At 66.3% G+C, this 15067-nt stretch carries 13 protein-coding genes; 9 read left to right on the forward strand and 4 right to left on the reverse strand.

Going from position 1 to position 15067, the window contains the following annotated elements:
- Window position 1: 1 nt before the first annotated feature.
- Window positions 2-1018 (reverse strand): nicotinate-nucleotide--dimethylbenzimidazole phosphoribosyltransferase, encoded by a 1017-nt coding sequence (gene cobT / locus B0B01_RS03425; RefSeq protein WP_076647409.1) that lies wholly within the window; start codon window positions 1016-1018, stop codon window positions 2-4.
- Between the two features lie 59 nt (window positions 1019-1077).
- Window positions 1078-1992 (reverse strand): LysR family transcriptional regulator, encoded by a 915-nt coding sequence (locus B0B01_RS03430; RefSeq protein WP_076650032.1) that lies wholly within the window; start codon window positions 1990-1992, stop codon window positions 1078-1080.
- Window positions 1993-2096: 104 nt separating this feature from the next.
- On the opposite strand from B0B01_RS03430, the gene B0B01_RS03435 reads away from it, so the two are divergent.
- The 4 genes from B0B01_RS03435 to B0B01_RS03450 all read left to right on the forward strand — a co-directional run bounded on the left by B0B01_RS03435 (window position 2097) and on the right by B0B01_RS03450 (window position 7099).
- On the forward strand, window positions 2097-3320 hold the full coding sequence (locus tag B0B01_RS03435) for an aminopeptidase P family protein (RefSeq protein ID WP_076647412.1): 1224 nt from the start codon (window positions 2097-2099) through the stop codon (window positions 3318-3320).
- Window positions 3321-3470: 150 nt separating this feature from the next.
- A complete protein-coding gene (locus B0B01_RS03440) occupies window positions 3471-4850 on the forward strand; it encodes a purine-cytosine permease family protein (protein ID WP_076647415.1) in 1380 nt (459 codons plus the stop codon).
- A 68-nt stretch (window positions 4851-4918) separates the two neighbouring features.
- Window positions 4919-5695, forward strand: a complete 777-nt coding sequence (locus B0B01_RS03445) for a creatininase (RefSeq protein WP_076647418.1) — start codon at window positions 4919-4921, stop codon at window positions 5693-5695.
- An 84-nt stretch (window positions 5696-5779) separates the two neighbouring features.
- Window positions 5780-7099, forward strand: a complete 1320-nt coding sequence (locus tag B0B01_RS03450) for an MFS transporter (RefSeq protein ID WP_076647421.1) — start codon at window positions 5780-5782, stop codon at window positions 7097-7099.
- Window positions 7100-7168: 69 nt separating this feature from the next.
- Here the strand turns inward: B0B01_RS03450 and B0B01_RS03455 are convergent, their stop codons facing one another.
- Window positions 7169-8170 carry a GlxA family transcriptional regulator gene (locus tag B0B01_RS03455; protein WP_076647426.1) on the reverse strand — a complete coding sequence of 334 codons (1002 nt, stop codon included), beginning with the start codon at window positions 8168-8170 and terminating at the stop codon, window positions 7169-7171.
- Window positions 8171-8273: 103 nt separating this feature from the next.
- Between B0B01_RS03455 and B0B01_RS03460 the strand changes: the two genes are divergently transcribed.
- The 5 genes from B0B01_RS03460 to cobS all read left to right on the forward strand — a co-directional run bounded on the left by B0B01_RS03460 (window position 8274) and on the right by cobS (window position 14313).
- Entirely contained in the window at window positions 8274-9527 is a 1254-nt protein-coding gene (locus tag B0B01_RS03460) for a sarcosine oxidase subunit beta family protein (protein ID WP_076647429.1), read from the forward strand.
- 10 nt (window positions 9528-9537) lie between these two features.
- On the forward strand, window positions 9538-9837 hold the full coding sequence (locus tag B0B01_RS03465) for a sarcosine oxidase subunit delta (protein ID WP_076647432.1): 300 nt from the start codon (window positions 9538-9540) through the stop codon (window positions 9835-9837).
- A complete protein-coding gene (locus B0B01_RS03470; RefSeq protein WP_076647435.1) occupies window positions 9834-12833 on the forward strand; it encodes a sarcosine oxidase subunit alpha in 3000 nt (999 codons plus the stop codon). The genes B0B01_RS03465 and B0B01_RS03470 overlap by 4 nt, the downstream gene beginning before the upstream one ends.
- Window positions 12834-12843: 10 nt before the next feature.
- On the forward strand, window positions 12844-13362 hold the full coding sequence (locus B0B01_RS03475; protein ID WP_076647438.1) for a sarcosine oxidase subunit gamma: 519 nt from the start codon (window positions 12844-12846) through the stop codon (window positions 13360-13362).
- Between the two features lie 177 nt (window positions 13363-13539).
- Window positions 13540-14313, forward strand: a complete 774-nt coding sequence (gene cobS / locus B0B01_RS03480; RefSeq protein ID WP_076647441.1) for an adenosylcobinamide-GDP ribazoletransferase — start codon at window positions 13540-13542, stop codon at window positions 14311-14313.
- Between the two features lie 103 nt (window positions 14314-14416).
- Here the strand turns inward: cobS and B0B01_RS03485 are convergent, their stop codons facing one another.
- The gene (locus B0B01_RS03485; protein WP_076647444.1) at window positions 14417-14926 is read right to left on the reverse strand and encodes a CarD family transcriptional regulator; all 510 of its coding nucleotides are present in this window, start codon (window positions 14924-14926) and stop codon (window positions 14417-14419) included.
- Between the last annotated feature and the right edge of the window lie 141 nt (window positions 14927-15067).

Here is a 15067-nt window from a genome sequence, read left to right on the forward strand (position 1 = left end):
CTCAGCCCGTGCTCACTCCGGCCTCGGCAAAGGTCGCCATGTGCGAATGGCACGCCAGCGCCCCGCGCAGGATCTGGATCGCAAGCGCCGCTCCCGACCCCTCGCCCAGCCGCAGGCCGAGCGCCAGCAGCGGTTTCTTCCCCAGCGCCTGCAGAAGCGCCGCATGTCCGGTCTCGGCGCTTTCGTGGCCGGCAAGCGCGTGGTCCAGCGCCGCCGCCTCGGTGCGCAGCAGGCAAAGCGCGGCCGAGCAGCAGATGAACCCGTCGAGCAGCACCGGAATCCGCAACTGCCGCGCGGCGCCGATCGCCCCCGCCGTGGCCGCGATTTCGCGCCCGCCGAGCCGGGCCAGAACGTCGAGCCCGTCGCGCAGCCCGTCCCGGTGGCGCGCGACACCCTCGGCCACCACCCGCGTCTTGATCGCAAGCCCCGCGTCATCGACCCCGGTGCCGCGCCCGGTCCAGTCACCGGCCTCACCGCCCAGCAGCGCATGGCAGATCGCCGCGGCGGCTGTGGTGTTCCCGATGCCCATCTCGCCCGCGACCAGCAGGTCGGCACCGGGATCGACCGCCTCCCAGCCGGCGTTCAGCGCGGCCAGGCAGTCGGCGTCGCTCATCGCCGGGCCTTGCGTGAAATCATCGGTCGGCCGGTCGAGTTCGAGCGCATGAATATCCATCTGCGCCCCGGCCAGCGCGGCAAGCTGATTGATCGCGGCACCGCGGGCGCGGAAATTCGCAACCATCTGCTCCGTCACCTCCGGCGGAAAGGCCGAAACGCCCCGGGCGCAGACGCCGTGATTGCCCGCGAACACGAGGATCTGCGGCGCGCGGATGTCCGGCCGGGCCGAGCCGCGCCAGCCCGCATACCAGATCGCCAGATCCTCGAGCCGCCCGAGCGCACCCGGCGGCTTGGTCAGTTCGCGGTTGCGGTCGGCGGCTCCTGCGCGCGCCGAAAGATCGGGGCCCGGCGCATCGGCAAGGCGCGCGCGAAATTCGTCCAGTCCGGAAAGCCGCTTCAGCATGGGGCGTGATTGCATCCGGCGGGCGCGTTCTGCAAGCCCTTCCTTCGCCGGGCGCGTTTTCAGCGCTGGACCGGGGCGGGCGCGCGTCGTTCCTCGTCAAGCCAGTGCACGAAAACATCACGGGCCTCGGCACAGATCTCGCGATCCGGGTGGCGGTCGGACTGGATCAGGTAATAGTCGAAGTTCTCCAGCACCGAAATGTCCGAAAGGCGCACGAGCCGCCCCTCGGCCAGGTCGGGCGCGATCATCGCCGGCGGGCAGAGCGCCACGCCCTGCCCCGCCAGCGCCGCCGCGCGCAGGAGGTTGAAATCCTCGAACACCGGCCCGGGAAGGCGCTCCGGCAGCGGCAGGCCGGCGCGCTCGAACCAGAGCTGCCAGCCCGACAGGTCGGTGTCGTGCAAAAGGCCGATCTCGAGAAACTGCTCGGTCGAAAGCGGCGCCGACGATTCCTTCAGGATCGCGGGGCTGCACACCGGAAAGCTGGTTCCCGACAGGAACTGCCCCGCCCGCAACCCCAGCCCGCCCGGTTTCACATCGGAAAAGACCAGCGCGAGATCGACCATGTTGAAGTCGATCTGCTGGCCGTGATGGGCATAGACCACCCGCAACTGGACATCGGGATGCAGCCCGTGGAACCGCGGCAGGCGGGGAATCAGCCAGCAGACCGCAACCGAGGGAATCGCCGCCACGACCAGCGCATCGGGGCGCGCCTGCCGCCGCGTGCGCCGGCAGGCGGTCTCGATGTCGTCGAACGCCAGCGTGAGTTCGCGCGCGAGCGTCTCGCCCCAGGGCTGCAGTTTCGGCCGGCCGCCGCTGCGGTCGAAAAGCGGCACTCCGAACCATTCCTCCAGATGACGAATCTGATGGCTGACAGCCGATTGCGTGACGAAGAGCGCCTCGGAGGCGGCCCGGAAACTGCCGTGACGCGCGACGGCCTCGAAGGCCCGCAAGGCGTTCAGAGGGGTCTGGGACACGGCTCTCCCCATGAGAAAAACTAAAGCATCGGATGATTTATCATCGTTTGACCCAAGGTCAGTCAACCCACATTCTTCATCGGCAACCATCGGAGGAGCCCGTCATGAGCGAGCGTGAAAGACTTCAGAACTACGTCGGCAACGGCGAAAAAGTGAAGCCGACCTTCTCGGCCGCCGAGATGCAGCGGCGTCAGGATGCGATCCGCGCCTATATGGCACAGGAAAATATCGACGCGGCGCTGTTTACTTCCTATCATTGCGTTAACTATTATTCCGACTTCCTCTACTGCTATTTCGGCCGCCGCTACGGTCTCGTGATCGACCACGACAAGGCGACCTCGATCAGCGCCGGCATCGACGGCGGCCAGCCTTGGCGGCGCACCTTCGGCGACAACATCACCTATACCGACTGGCAGAAGGACAACTACTTCTATGCGGTGCGCCAGCTTGTCGGCGGCGCCAAGCGCATCGGGATCGAGTTCGATCACATCAACCTCGACACGATGGACCTGCTGAAAAAGGAATTCCCCGGCGTCGAATTCGTGGACATCGCCGCCGCCTCCATGCGCCAGCGGTTCATCAAGTCGCCCGAGGAAATCGCCCATATCACCGAGATGACGCGGATCGCCGACCTGGGCGGCGCCGCCTGCGTCGAGGCGATCGCGGTCGGTGTACCGGAACATGAGGTCGCCCTGCATTCGACCCAGACCATGGTGCGCGAAATCGCCAGAACCTGGCCCCATGGCGAACTCATGGATACCTGGACCTGGTTCCAGTCGGGCATCAACACCGATGGCGCGCACAACCCCGTCACCTCGCGCAAGATCGAGCGCGGCGATATCCTGTCGCTGAACTGCTTTCCGATGGCCGCCGGCTATTATGTGGCGCTCGAGCGCACGCTTTTCGCCGAAGAGGCCAGCGACGAGCATATCCGCCTGTGGAACATCAACTGCGAAGTGCATGACCGCGGCAAGGAGCTGCTGGTTCCCGGCAACAAGTGCTCGGACATCGCCAAGGAACTGAACGAGATCTACGCCAAGCACGATCTGCTGCAATATCGCAGCTTCGGCTACGGCCACAGCTTTGGTGTGCTCTGCCACTACTACGGACGCGAGGCAGGGCTCGAACTGCGCGAGGACTGCGAAACCGTGCTGGAGCCCGGAATGGTCATCTCGATGGAGCCGATGATCACCATCCCCGAAGGCCAGCCGGGCGCCGGTGGCTATCGCGAGCACGATATCCTCGTGATCACCGATGACAACAACAAGGGCAATCGCAACATCACCGGATTCCCCTACGGTCCCGATCATCTGATCGTCAGGAAATGACACGAAGGACGGGCGGCCATGGCCGCCCGTCCTTTTCATAAAGGCTGCCGCTGCGGGTGGGGGAGCACCTGCACGGCCAGCACAGACAGCGTCCTGCTTCTTTCAGCAGGCAGCCCGGGTCCGGAAGCAATCAGCAGGGAGGCTGGTTTCATGGAATACGGCACAACAAAAATTCCCGCGAAAGGCCGGACCTACGGGTTCTTCGACCTGACCGTGACCTGGTTCGGTTCGGGCGTGAACACGGGATCCTGGTTCTTCGGCGGCATGGCCGCGGCGATCGGGATGGGGTTCGTCATGCGATACAGCCTCATCTATCTGCCGTTGCTGATGATCCCCTGGGCCATGGTCGGCTGGATCGCCTGGCGCCACGGGGCCTCGACGGTGACCTCGACCATTCCGGCGCTCGGGGTGAAGGGGGCACGGCTTGCCGGGATCGGCGAATTCTTCGGGATGATCGGCTGGCCCAGCATCAACACCTTCATCGCCGCGATTTCGCTCACCTATGTGTTCGGGCAGATGTTCGGCTGGCCGACCTACGGGCAGGAGGGCGCGCTCTGGCCGCTGATGCTCGGGATCCTGATCACGGCGGTCACGCAGGGCGTGATCGTGGTCATCGGCCATCATGCGATCAAGTACCTGGAATGGATCGCGGTCGTCCTGCTGATCATACTCGGCATCTGGGAAACAGTCGTGGTGCTCCAGCACTGGGACATCCGCGAGATCATGAGCGTCGAGATGCCCGCCGCCCAGCACAGCACCGCCTTCTACTTCGATCTGGCCTTCGGCTTCTGCTGGGGCTGGGCGATGATCGGCGATTTCGGCCGTTTCGCCAGGCGGCCCGGCGGCGCCACCGTCGGGAGCTGGCTCGGTGTCAATCTCGGACAGGGCTGGTTCATGCTGGTCGGCGCGGTCGGCGTGATCGGCGTGGTGCTGGATACCGGCATCTATGACCCGAACGCATCGGATCCGAGCTCGATCATCGCATCGCTCGGGCTTGGCACGGTGGCGTTCCTCGTGGTGTTCTTCGCCACCGTCAGCACCAACGTGACCGTGCTTTACGGTGCCGGGATGGGGCTGATCGGGGCCGCGCGCCCGACCTCGCCGCGCCGGATGCTGCTGTTCATCGCCATCCTGCAACTGATCATGTGCTTCATCCCGCTCGCCTTCGAGCAGTTCGTCAGCTATTTCCAGTTCTTCCTCGGCATCATCGGCGGCATCTTCCTGCCCATGTGGACGCTGGTGGTCCTCGACTATTTCGTGGTCCGCAAGCGCCGCGTGAGCGATGACGACCTCTATGCAGAGGAAAACCCCGACGGCACCACCCGCAGCCGCCTTGGCGACTGGAACCTGGCCGGCTGGATCTCGGCCATTATCGGGCTCGGCACCTTCTACACGCTGAACTACGGGCTGACCGACATCGCGGCCACCACGACCGCCGCCTTTCCGGCGATCGCGATCACGGCGGTCAGCTATCTGTTCCTGACGCTGGTGGCCGGGCTGGGCCGCGAGACGCGCCTCTCTGCCGCCTGACCGGCAAGACCGCGGGCGGCGCGCATCCCCCGCCGCCGCCCGCACCGCTTCCAACGGAGTTTCTGGCAATGGAAAAGACCCGCATATCCGAACTGGCCTGGCCCGAATACGCGCAGCGCGTCAGGGATGGCGCCATGGTGCTGATCCCTGTCGGCGCACTCGAACAGCACGGGCCGCACATGAGCATGAACCCCGACGTGCTGCTGCCGACGGCGATCTCGGAACGGGTCGCCGCCAATATCGGCGGGCTGGTCGCCCCGGCGCTGGTATACGGCTACAAGTCACAACAGCAGAGCGGCGGCGGCAACCACCTGCCGGGCACGACAAGCCTTGACGGCAACACCATGATCAACGTGGTGCGCGACGTCCTGCGCGAGCTTGCGCGCCACGGGGTGCGCCGCGTCACCCTGGTGAACGGGCATTACGAAAATTCCATGTTCCTGACCGAGGGCGTCGATCTCGCCATCCGCGAACTCGGCTGGAGCGGGGTCCACGATTTCCGCTGCGTGATCCTGTCCTACTGGGATTTCATCGACGAAACGACCATCCGCGCGATCTATGCCGACGATTTCCCCGGCTGGGCCGTCGAACACGGCGGGGTGCTCGAGACCTCGCTCATGCTGCACCTGCACCCGCATCTGGTGAACATGGATCTGGTCGAAGACCACCCGCCGGCGGAATTTCCGCCCTATGACCATTTCCCCGTCAAGCCCGAGCTCACCCCCGCCTCGGGCTGTCTTTCGTCGGCACGGCGGGCCACGGCGGAATACGGGGAACTGCTGCTCCGGGTCGCGGTGGAGGGAATCTCCACGGCGCTCGGAACGGCTTTTGATCCGGCCACCTGACGCTGCCGGCGGCACCCGTCCGCCGGCATTTCCATGTTCAGCGCCGGCAGGAGGAGCCGGCGCGCCTTACCCCGGGAGGGTTCCATGACCAACACCACCGCCGACCCCGGCCATATTCCTGCCCCCGAAGAGGTGCAGGCCGGCGTCGTGAAGAAAGTTCTCGGCGCAAGTTTCCTCGGCAACTTCGTCGAGTGGTTCGATTACGCATCCTATGGCTATCTCGCCACGGCGATCGCGGTCGCGTTCTTTCCCAACCGCGACCCGCAGGCGGCGCTGATGGCGACCTTTGCGGTTTTCGCCATCTCCTTCGTGGTGCGCCCGGTCGGCGGCATCATCTGGGGGCTGATCGGCGACCGGCTGGGGCGGCGCACGGCGCTGTCGTGGTCGATCCTCATCATGTCGGGCGCGACCACGCTGATCGCCTTCCTGCCAAGCTATCAGAGCATCGGCATCTGGGCGCCGATCCTGCTGCTCCTGCTGCGCATCGTCCAGGGCTTTTCCGCCTCGGGCGAATATGCGGGCGCGGCGGCTTTCATCTCGGAATACTCGCCCCCGAACAAACGCGGGCTTTACACCAGCATGGTTCCGGCCTCGACCGCGACCGGGCTGCTGGCGGGGTCGCTCATGTCGGCGGCGCTCTACTGGCTGCTGAGCGATGCGCAGATGCATTCCTTCGGCTGGCGCCTGCCCTTCCTGCTGGCCTTCCCGCTCGGCATCGTCGGGCTTTATATCCGGCTCAAGCTCGAGGATACGCCGAAGTTCCGCGAACTCGAGGCCGAACAGCAGGTTGAACGCACCCCGATCCGCGACCTGTTCACCTTCCATCGCCGCGAGGTCATCATCGCCTTTGGCGTGACCTGCCTGAACGCGGTCGGCTTCTACCTGATCCTCAGCTACATGCCGACCTACCTGTCCGAGGAACTGGGCATGGAGCACGCGGTCTCGACCCTTGCGACCAGCGTTTCGCTCATCACCTATATCTTCCTGATCTTCCTGATGGGCCGGCTTTCGGACATCTTCGGGCGCAAGACGGCGCTGATTACCGCCTCGGTGCTGTTCATCCTGCTGACCGTGCCGCTGTTCCGAATGCTGGACGGCATGGGTTTCGCCATGGTCATCCTGATCCAGATCGCCTTCGGCGCCTTGCTCACCATCAATGACGGAACGCTCGCGACCTTCCTGACCGAGCTTTTCCCGACCAAGGTGCGGTTCTCGGGCTTTGCCTTCAGCTTCAACAGCGCGAACGCCCTGTTCGGCGGCACCGCCCCCTTCATGGCGACCTGGCTGATCGGGCTGTCCGGCAGCAAGCTCGCGCCGGCCTGGTATCTCGTGGCGGCGGCTGTGGTCGCGCTGATCGCCATGCTGATGGCGACGGAAACGGCGGGCAAGCCGCTCAAGGACTGAGCGCTCCCACACCGCCGTTTCAGCATCGCCCGCGCCCCTCCCCGCGCGGGCGATGTCATTTCGGACGGGTCATTCCGGCAGGACGTCGCCCAGCGAATTGCGCCAGGTGTCGGGCGTGACCCCCATCTGCTGGCGGAACACGCGGATCAGGTGCGACGCATCGCAAAACCCGGTCTGAAGCGCGATCTCGCCGATGGTGCGGGTCGAACGGGCCAGCAGCAGCCGCACCTGCGACAGCCGCACCCGCAGGAAGGCCTCGGCCGGGGAAATCCCGAGCGCCGCCGCGAAATGACGTTCGAGCTTGCGCCGGCTCACCCCGAGCCGCTCGGCCACGGCGCCGACTCCCGGCGGGGCGTCCATGCTCTGCTGCAGGATCAGCAGCGCGCGGCGCACCAGCGGATCATGGGTCTTGAGTTCGAGCGGCAGGCCCGGCTGGGGATCGTCCGCCGCCATGGCCTCGTCGATGATCATGATATGCAGGCTTTTCTGCGCCACCGCCCGCCCCATGTGCCGGTCGATCAGGAACGCCGCGAGATGGGCCGAACTCGCGCCCCCCGAACAGGTCAGCCGGTCGCGGTCCACCACGTAAATCTGGTCGGACACCGGCAGGATGCCCTCGAACTGTTCAAGGAAATCGTCGTGATGGAACCAGCTCACGCAGCAGCGATACCCCTGCATGAGCCCCGCCCGGTGCAGGATGAAGGCGCCGGTGCAGACCCCGACCAGCGGCACCCGGGCCGCGGCGGCGCGGTGCAGGAATGCGGCGTATTCCGGGGCGAGATGTTCGATTTCGTCGATCAGCCCGCCAACGATGACGATGTAATCGAACCGCTCGGGGTCTCCCAGCGCCTCGTCGGGCGTGACGGCGATGCCGCAGCTTGACCGGACCGGCTCGGGCGTGACCGAAAGCACGCGCCAGCTGCAATGGATCGGGCGCGACCGGTCCCCCTCGTCGGCGGCCAGGCGGAGCATATCGACGAAATTTGCAAAGGCCGAGAGCGTGAACCGGCGGGCAAGGACGAACCCGACACGCAGCCGGGGAGTCGCGGTGGATGATGTCAACGCGGACATGGCGCGATCCTAACACGAATCTGGCGCAACCCTACAGTTATCGCAGCGTTAACCCGTGTTATTGCCATGGGCAACACCCCCATTTTCCGCCGAGGACGTCGCCATGACTCGATTCTCCGCCCTGATGCTGCTCAAGAACGCGCTGACCGGCCACAAGAACTGGGAGCCGCAATGGCCGGACAGCCAGCCCAAGGCCGAATATGACGTCGTGATCGTCGGTGCCGGCGGGCACGGGCTCGGCGCGGCGCACTACCTGGCGACCGAACACGGCATCACCAATGTCGCGGTGCTGGAAAAGGGCTGGCTCGGCGGCGGCAACACCGGGCGCAACACCACCATCATCCGCTCGAACTATCTTTATGACGAAAGCTCGCGGCTTTACGATCATGCGCTCGACCTCTGGCAGGATCTGAGCCAGAAGCTGAACTACAACGTCATGTATTCCAACCGCGGCGTGATGATGCTGGCGCATAACGTGAACGACGTGCAGTCGTTCCAGCGCCATATCCACTCGAACCGGCTGAACGGGGTCGACAACCGCTGGCTGACCAGGGAAGAAGCCAAGGAATACTGCCCGCCGCTCAACATCTCGCCCGATGCGCGCTATCCGGTGATGGGGGCCGCGCTGCAGAAACGCGCCGGCACCGCGCGCCATGACGCGGTGGCCTGGGGCTATGCCCGGTCGGCCGCGTCGCGGGGCGTGGACATCATCCAGAACTGCCCGGTGACGGCGATCCGGCGCGACGCAAACGGCGCTGTGATGGGAGTCGAAACGGCCAGGGGTTTCATCCGCGCGAAGAAGGTCGCGGTCTCGGTCGCGGGCTACACCAGCGTGCTGATGGATACGGCGGGCGTCAGGATGCCGCTGGAAAGCTTCCCGCTTCAGGCGCTGGTCAGCGAACCGGTCAAGCCGATCTTCCCCTGCGTGGTGATGTCGAACACGGTGCACGCCTATATCAGCCAGTCCGACAAGGGCGAACTGGTGATCGGGTCCGGCACCGACCAGTATACCAGCTATTCCCAGCGCGGCGGGCTGCCCCTGATCGAACACACCGTCGCTGCCATCTGCGAGGTGTTCCCGATCTTCAACCGCATGCGGATGCTGCGCAAATGGGGCGGCATCGTCGATGTCACCCCCGACCGCTCGGCGATCCTGGGCAAGACCCCGGTGCCGGGGCTCTATGTCAACTGCGGCTGGGGCACGGGCGGGTTCAAGGCGACGCCGGGGGCCGCGCATCTGCTGGCCTGGACCGTCGCCAAAGACGAACCGCACCCGATCAACGCACCCTTCACGCTCGAGCGCTTCACCACCGGCCGGCTGATCGACGAGGCCGCCGCCGCCGCCGTGGCACACTGAGGACGACACCATGCTGATGATCCATTGCCCCTATTGCGACGAGACTCTGCCCGAGCTCGAATTCGCCTATGCCGGCGAGGCCCATATCGTCCGCCCCGCCGATCCCTCGACGCTCACGGACGAGGAATGGCGCGACTTTCTCTTCATCCGCACCAACGCGCGGGGCACCCATTACGAGCGCTGGCGCCATGTCCATGGCTGCGCACGGTTCTTCAACGCGGTGCGCGACACGGTGAGCGACAAGTTTCTGATGACCTACAAGGCGGGCGAGCCGCGCCCGGATCTGAGCGACGTGGAGGCCGGGACATGAGCCGTTTTCGCATCAAGGGAAAGGGGCGCGTCGATCACGCGGCGCCGGTCTCGTTCAGCTTTGACGGGCGTGAATACCGCGGGCTGCGCGGCGACACGGTCGCCTCGGCCCTGCTCGCGAACGGGGTGCACCTCATGGGGCGGTCGTTCAAGTATCATCGTCCGCGCGGGGCCATCAGCGCCGGTGCGGACGAGCCGAACGCGCTTATCGGCACGAGCCGGGGCGCGAAAAGCAACGGCCGTTTCGAGCCGAACACGCGCACGACCATGCAGGAACTGCGCGAGGGGCTCGTGACCGAAAGCCAGAACAAATGGCCGAGCCTGTCTTTCGACGTCGGCGCGGTCAACGACAGCGCCTATATGCTGTTCTCGGCCGGGTTCTACTACAAGACCTTCATGTGGCCGAAAAGCTTCTGGGACAAGGTCTATGAGCCCTTCATCCGCCAGGCGGCGGGCCTTGGGAAATCGCCCGAGGTGCCCGACCCCGACAGCTATGGTTCGCGCTATCTTTACACCGACGTGCTGGTGATCGGCGGCGGTGCGGCGGGCATCAGCGCGGCCCATGCGGCGGCAACAGCCGGGGCGCGGGTCACGCTCATTGATGAAAACGCCGAGATGGGCGGCGCGCTGCTCTCGGACCCGGCGCTGCGCATCAACGGCGAGGAAAGCTGGGGCTGGCTCGCCGCGCGGCTCGCGGAGCTGCGCGAGCTTGGCGCGAAGATCATGACCCGCACCACGGCGATCGGCTATTATCACCAGAACATGGTCGGGCTTTGCGAGCGTGTGACCGACCACCTCGACAACCCGCCCGCAGGGTCCGCGCGCGAACGCATGTGGCGGGTGCGGGCAAAACATGTGGTGCTGGCGCAGGGCGCGCTGGAAAAGCCGCTGGTGTTCGACGGCAACGACCGCCCCGGCGTCATGCTGGCCGGCAGCGCCCAGACCTACCTGCACCGTTTCGGCGTGCGCGTCGGCGACAGGCCGGCGGTGCTCACGAGCCATGACAGCGCCTGGTATGCGGCCTTCGACCTTTCGGACAGCGGCAGCAAGGTCGCGGCCATCGTCGATCTGCGCCGCGATATCCGCGAGGATCTGCTGGCCGGTGCCCGCAAGCGCGGCATCGAGGTTCTGACCGGCCACACCGCGACCAGCACGTCGGGGCGGCTGCGCATCAAATCCGTGCGGGTGAACCCGGTGCAGAACGGGCGCGTCGGCGCGGGGCGCAGCATCGCCTGCGACTGCCTGCTGATGTCGGGCGGCTGGACCCCGTCGCTGCATCTGTTCTCGCACACCAGGGGCGGTCTGGTCTGGGACGACGAACACCAGACCTTCCTGCCCGACCGCAAGACCGAAGCCTGCGAGATCGCCGGCGCCGGACGCGGGCTCTGGGGCTACGGCGTGGCGATCCGGGACGGCAGCGCCGCAGGCGCGGCCGCGGCCGTGGCGATCGGGCTCGAAGGTTCCGCCGGCAGCTTCACGGTGGAAAACGACCGCCCCGGCACCGGCGAGGCGCAGAAAGAGCTTCCCACCGATCGCAGCCCGGGCAAGGCGCGCGCCTTCATCGACTATCAGAACGACGTGACCGCCAAGGACATCCGCCTTGCCGTGCGCGAGGGCATGCGCTCGATCGAGCATGTGAAACGCTATACCACGAACGGGATGGCGACCGATCAGGGCAAGATGTCGAACATCAACGGGCTGATGATCGCCGCCGATGCGCTGTCGAAATCGCCGCCCGAAGTGGGGCTGACCACCTTTCGCCCGCCCTATACACCGACCAGTTTCGGTGCCTTCTGCGGCTTCATGCGGGGCGAGACCTTCATCCTGACCCGCAAGACCCCGATCGACCCCTGGGCCGAACGGAACGGCGCCGTGTTCGAGCCGGTGGCGCAGTGGCGGCGTGCCTGGTATTTCCCGAAGGACGGGGAAACCATGGATCAGGCGGTGGCCCGCGAATGCCGCGCGACGCGCGAATCGCTTGGCATGTTCGATGCCTCGACGCTCGGCAAGATCGAGGTGAACGGCCCCGATGCGGCCGAGTTCATGAACCGCATGTACACGAACCCCTGGACCAAGCTGCAGCCGGGCCGCTGCCGTTACGGGCTTTTGCTGGGCGAGGATGGCTATATCCGCGACGACGGGGTGATCGGGCGCATGGCCGAGGACCGCTTCCACGTCACCACCACCACCGGCGGCGCGGCGAGCGTTCTGAACCTGATGGAGGACTACCTTCAGACCGAATGGCCCGATCTTGACGTGTGGCTGACCTCGACCACCGAACAGTGGGCGACCATCGCGCTGAACGGGCCCAATGCGCGCAAGCTGCTTGAACCGCTGGTCGAGGGGATCGACATCGGCGATGACGCCTTCCCGCACATGTCGGTGGCCGATTGCAAGGTGGCCGGGATCCCGGCGCGGCTGTTCCGGCTCAGTTTCACCGGCGAACTCGGCTTCGAGGTGAACGTGCCGGCAAGTCGCGGACTCGAGCTTTGGGAGGCGCTGCTGGAGGCCGGCAGACCCTACAACATCTGCCCCTATGGCACCGAGACCATGCACGTCCTGCGCGCCGAAAAGGGTTACATCATCATCGGTCAGGACACCGACGGCACGGTCACGCCCGAAGACGCCGGCATCGGCTGGGCCATCGGCAGGAAGAAGCCCGATTTCGTCGGCAAGCGCTCGCTCGCGCGGCCCGATCTCGTGGCCAAGGGGCGCAAGCAACTGGTCGGCCTGCTGACCGAGGACAATTCGCGCCTCGAGGAAGGGGCGCAGATCGTGCTCGACCCGCATCAGTCGATTCCGATGAAGATGGTCGGACACGTGACCTCGTCCTACGATTCGACGGCGCTCGGGCGGCCGATCGCCATGGCGCTTGTCGCCGGCGGCCATGACCGCATGGGCGAAATCGTCCACATCCCGATGCCGGAGCGCACGATCCGGGCCCGCGTCACATCGCCGGTGTTCTACGACCCCGACGGCCAGCGGCTGAAACTCTGAGGAGACCGAGATGGCACAGCAAAACCAGGATACCGCCGGCGTGACGATCGAGGACATGGCACCGCAGGCGCGGTTCTCGCTACGGGTTCGCCCCGAACAGCGCGCGGCACTCGCCGCCGTGCTCGGGCTCGATCTGCCCGAACGGATCGGCACGCGCGCCAGTGCCGAAGCGGGCGAGGCGCTTTGCCTCGGGCCGGACGAATGGCTGGTCATTGCCCGCGACGGCGCGGCACTGACGCAAGCCGCCCGGGCAAGCGACATTCCCCACAGCCTCAGCGACATCAGCGACCGCGAAATCAGCCTGCGCCTTTCGGGGCCGGGGGTGCTTGACCTGCTGTCCGCAGGCTGCCCCCGCGACCTGGCCTCGATCCCCCCGGGCGGCGGCGCGCGCACCCTCTTTGAAAGCGCAACCGTGGTGCTGTGGCGCGACGGAGAGACCGATTTCCGCATGGACATCTGGCGCAGCTTCACCCCGCAGGTGCGCTCGGTCCTCGAACAGGCCCGCATCGACATCGCCGCCGGTCTTTAAGAGCAAAAAAAGCCGACGGACATGGCGCGGACGAGGCAGCGCGCCACTCGGAAAGGGCAGGCAAAAGGGGCACCGATGGTGCCCCTTTTTCGTTCGGGGCGGAATTCGCTCTGGACGGCGGCGCGGCAAGCGGCTTGAACCGGAAGCGCGCATTCCCTGACGCGAGCGACCGGCCCCATGACCGCCAGACCGAACGATACCGCCCTGATCCGACCGCGCGACGCCCTTGTCGTGCTCCTGCTGCTGACGCGCCTGCCCCTGCCGGCGCAGCCCGATGCCGCTTTCGGCCGGCAGGCGCAGGCGGTCTGGGCCTTTCCGCTTGCCGGGGTGCTGATCGGCCTGATCGCCGGCGCGGCGGGGGCGCTCGCGCTCGGGCTCGGGTTGCCGGCACCGGTCGCGGCGGCGCTGATGCTTGCCGCGCAGATCATGGTGACCGGCGCAATGCACGAGGACGGGCTTGCCGACAGCGCCGACGGGCTCTGGGGTGGCCAGACCGCCGAGCGGCGCCTTGCCATCATGCGCGACAGCCATATCGGGAGTTACGGCGTGCTTGCGCTTATCCTGGCGCTTGCGCTGCGGGGGATCGCGCTGTCGGCGCTGATCGCCGCCGGGCAGGTCTGGGCCGCACCTTTCGCGGCGGCGGTGCTTTCGCGCGCCATGTTGGCGGTGCTGATGGCCGCCCTGCCCCATGCGCGCCGCGACGGGCTGGCGCATGGCGTCGGTCGCCCGGGAGCGGCACCGGCGCTGATCGCGCTGCTGCTTGCGCTGCTTGTCGTGCTGCCGGTGAGCGGGAGCGGCGCGTTGATTGCCGCGCTGGCCGCTGCCGTGCCGCTGATCGGGTTCGGCCTGCTGGCCCGGGCGCGGATCGGCGGGCAAAGCGGCGACATCCTTGGCGCCGGCCAGCAGATTGCCGAAATCGCCGTGCTGCTTGCCCTGCTTGCGCTGTCCTGACCGAACATCCTGACCCGGCCAGAACGCAAGAAAACGGCCGCGCTCCGAAGCGGAGGCACGGCCGTTTCCGTTATTCGGCCCCGGTCACCCCGAAGCCGGCCGATCAGGCGGCGCGCGAGGTCAGCACATCGCCCACGCGCTGGGCGGCCTGTTCCTCGTCGGCGCCGCTCACCGCCGCCACTTCGCGGGTCAGACGTTCGAGCGCCGCTTCGTAAAGCTGGCGTTCGGAATAGCTCTGCTCGCGCTGATCGTCGTTGCGATGCAGGTCGCGCACCACTTCGGCGATCGAGATCAGATCGCCCGAGTTGATCTTCTGTTCGTATTCCTGCGCCCGGCGCGACCACATGGCCCGCTTGACCCGGGCCTTGCCCTTCAGCGTGTTCATCGCCTTGTCGATCATGGCCGGGCTCGAAAGCGAACGCATCCCGATATCCGCGGCCTTGTTGGTCGGCACCCGCAGCGTCATCTTGTCCTTTTCGAACGAGATGACGAAAAGCTCGAGCTTCAGCCCGGCAACCTCCTGCTCCTCGATCGAGATGATCTGCCCGACTCCGTGCGCCGGATAGACGACATAATCATTGGGACGAAATTCCGCTTCTTTTGCCTTCGACATTCGGTTTCCCTTCGCTGCCAACCGGTCGGACAACGCACCTTACAACGCACAAGCAGCCCCCAAGGCAAAATCGTTGCCTCAAGCAGCTGCGACTGTGATGCACAAGATTCAGAGCGCAATCCCGCGCCCGGCGCTGATCCG

The sequence above is a fragment of the Pontibaca methylaminivorans genome (assembly GCF_900156525.1).
Lineage (GTDB): Bacteria > Pseudomonadota > Alphaproteobacteria > Rhodobacterales > Rhodobacteraceae > Pontibaca > Pontibaca methylaminivorans.

What these genes read in the sequence shown, in the direction of transcription:
- B0B01_RS03460 (WP_076647429.1), top strand. Translation starts at nt 8,274, where the DNA reads ATGACTCGATTCTCCGCCCTGATGCTGCTCAAGAACGCGCTGACCGGC.
- cobT (WP_076647409.1), bottom strand. Translation starts at nt 1,018, where the DNA reads ATGCTGAAGCGGCTTTCCGGACTGGACGAATTTCGCGCGCGCCTTGCC.
- B0B01_RS03455 (WP_076647426.1), bottom strand. Translation starts at nt 8,170, where the DNA reads ATGTCCGCGTTGACATCATCCACCGCGACTCCCCGGCTGCGTGTCGGG.
- cobS (WP_076647441.1), top strand. Translation starts at nt 13,540, where the DNA reads ATGACCGCCAGACCGAACGATACCGCCCTGATCCGACCGCGCGACGCC.
- B0B01_RS03435 (WP_076647412.1), top strand. Translation starts at nt 2,097, where the DNA reads ATGAGCGAGCGTGAAAGACTTCAGAACTACGTCGGCAACGGCGAAAAA.
- B0B01_RS03465 (WP_076647432.1), top strand. Translation starts at nt 9,538, where the DNA reads ATGCTGATGATCCATTGCCCCTATTGCGACGAGACTCTGCCCGAGCTC.
- B0B01_RS03475 (WP_076647438.1), top strand. Translation starts at nt 12,844, where the DNA reads ATGGCACAGCAAAACCAGGATACCGCCGGCGTGACGATCGAGGACATG.
- B0B01_RS03485 (WP_076647444.1), bottom strand. Translation starts at nt 14,926, where the DNA reads ATGTCGAAGGCAAAAGAAGCGGAATTTCGTCCCAATGATTATGTCGTC.
- B0B01_RS03445 (WP_076647418.1), top strand. Translation starts at nt 4,919, where the DNA reads ATGGAAAAGACCCGCATATCCGAACTGGCCTGGCCCGAATACGCGCAG.
- B0B01_RS03440 (WP_076647415.1), top strand. Translation starts at nt 3,471, where the DNA reads ATGGAATACGGCACAACAAAAATTCCCGCGAAAGGCCGGACCTACGGG.
- B0B01_RS03450 (WP_076647421.1), top strand. Translation starts at nt 5,780, where the DNA reads ATGACCAACACCACCGCCGACCCCGGCCATATTCCTGCCCCCGAAGAG.
- B0B01_RS03470 (WP_076647435.1), top strand. Translation starts at nt 9,834, where the DNA reads ATGAGCCGTTTTCGCATCAAGGGAAAGGGGCGCGTCGATCACGCGGCG.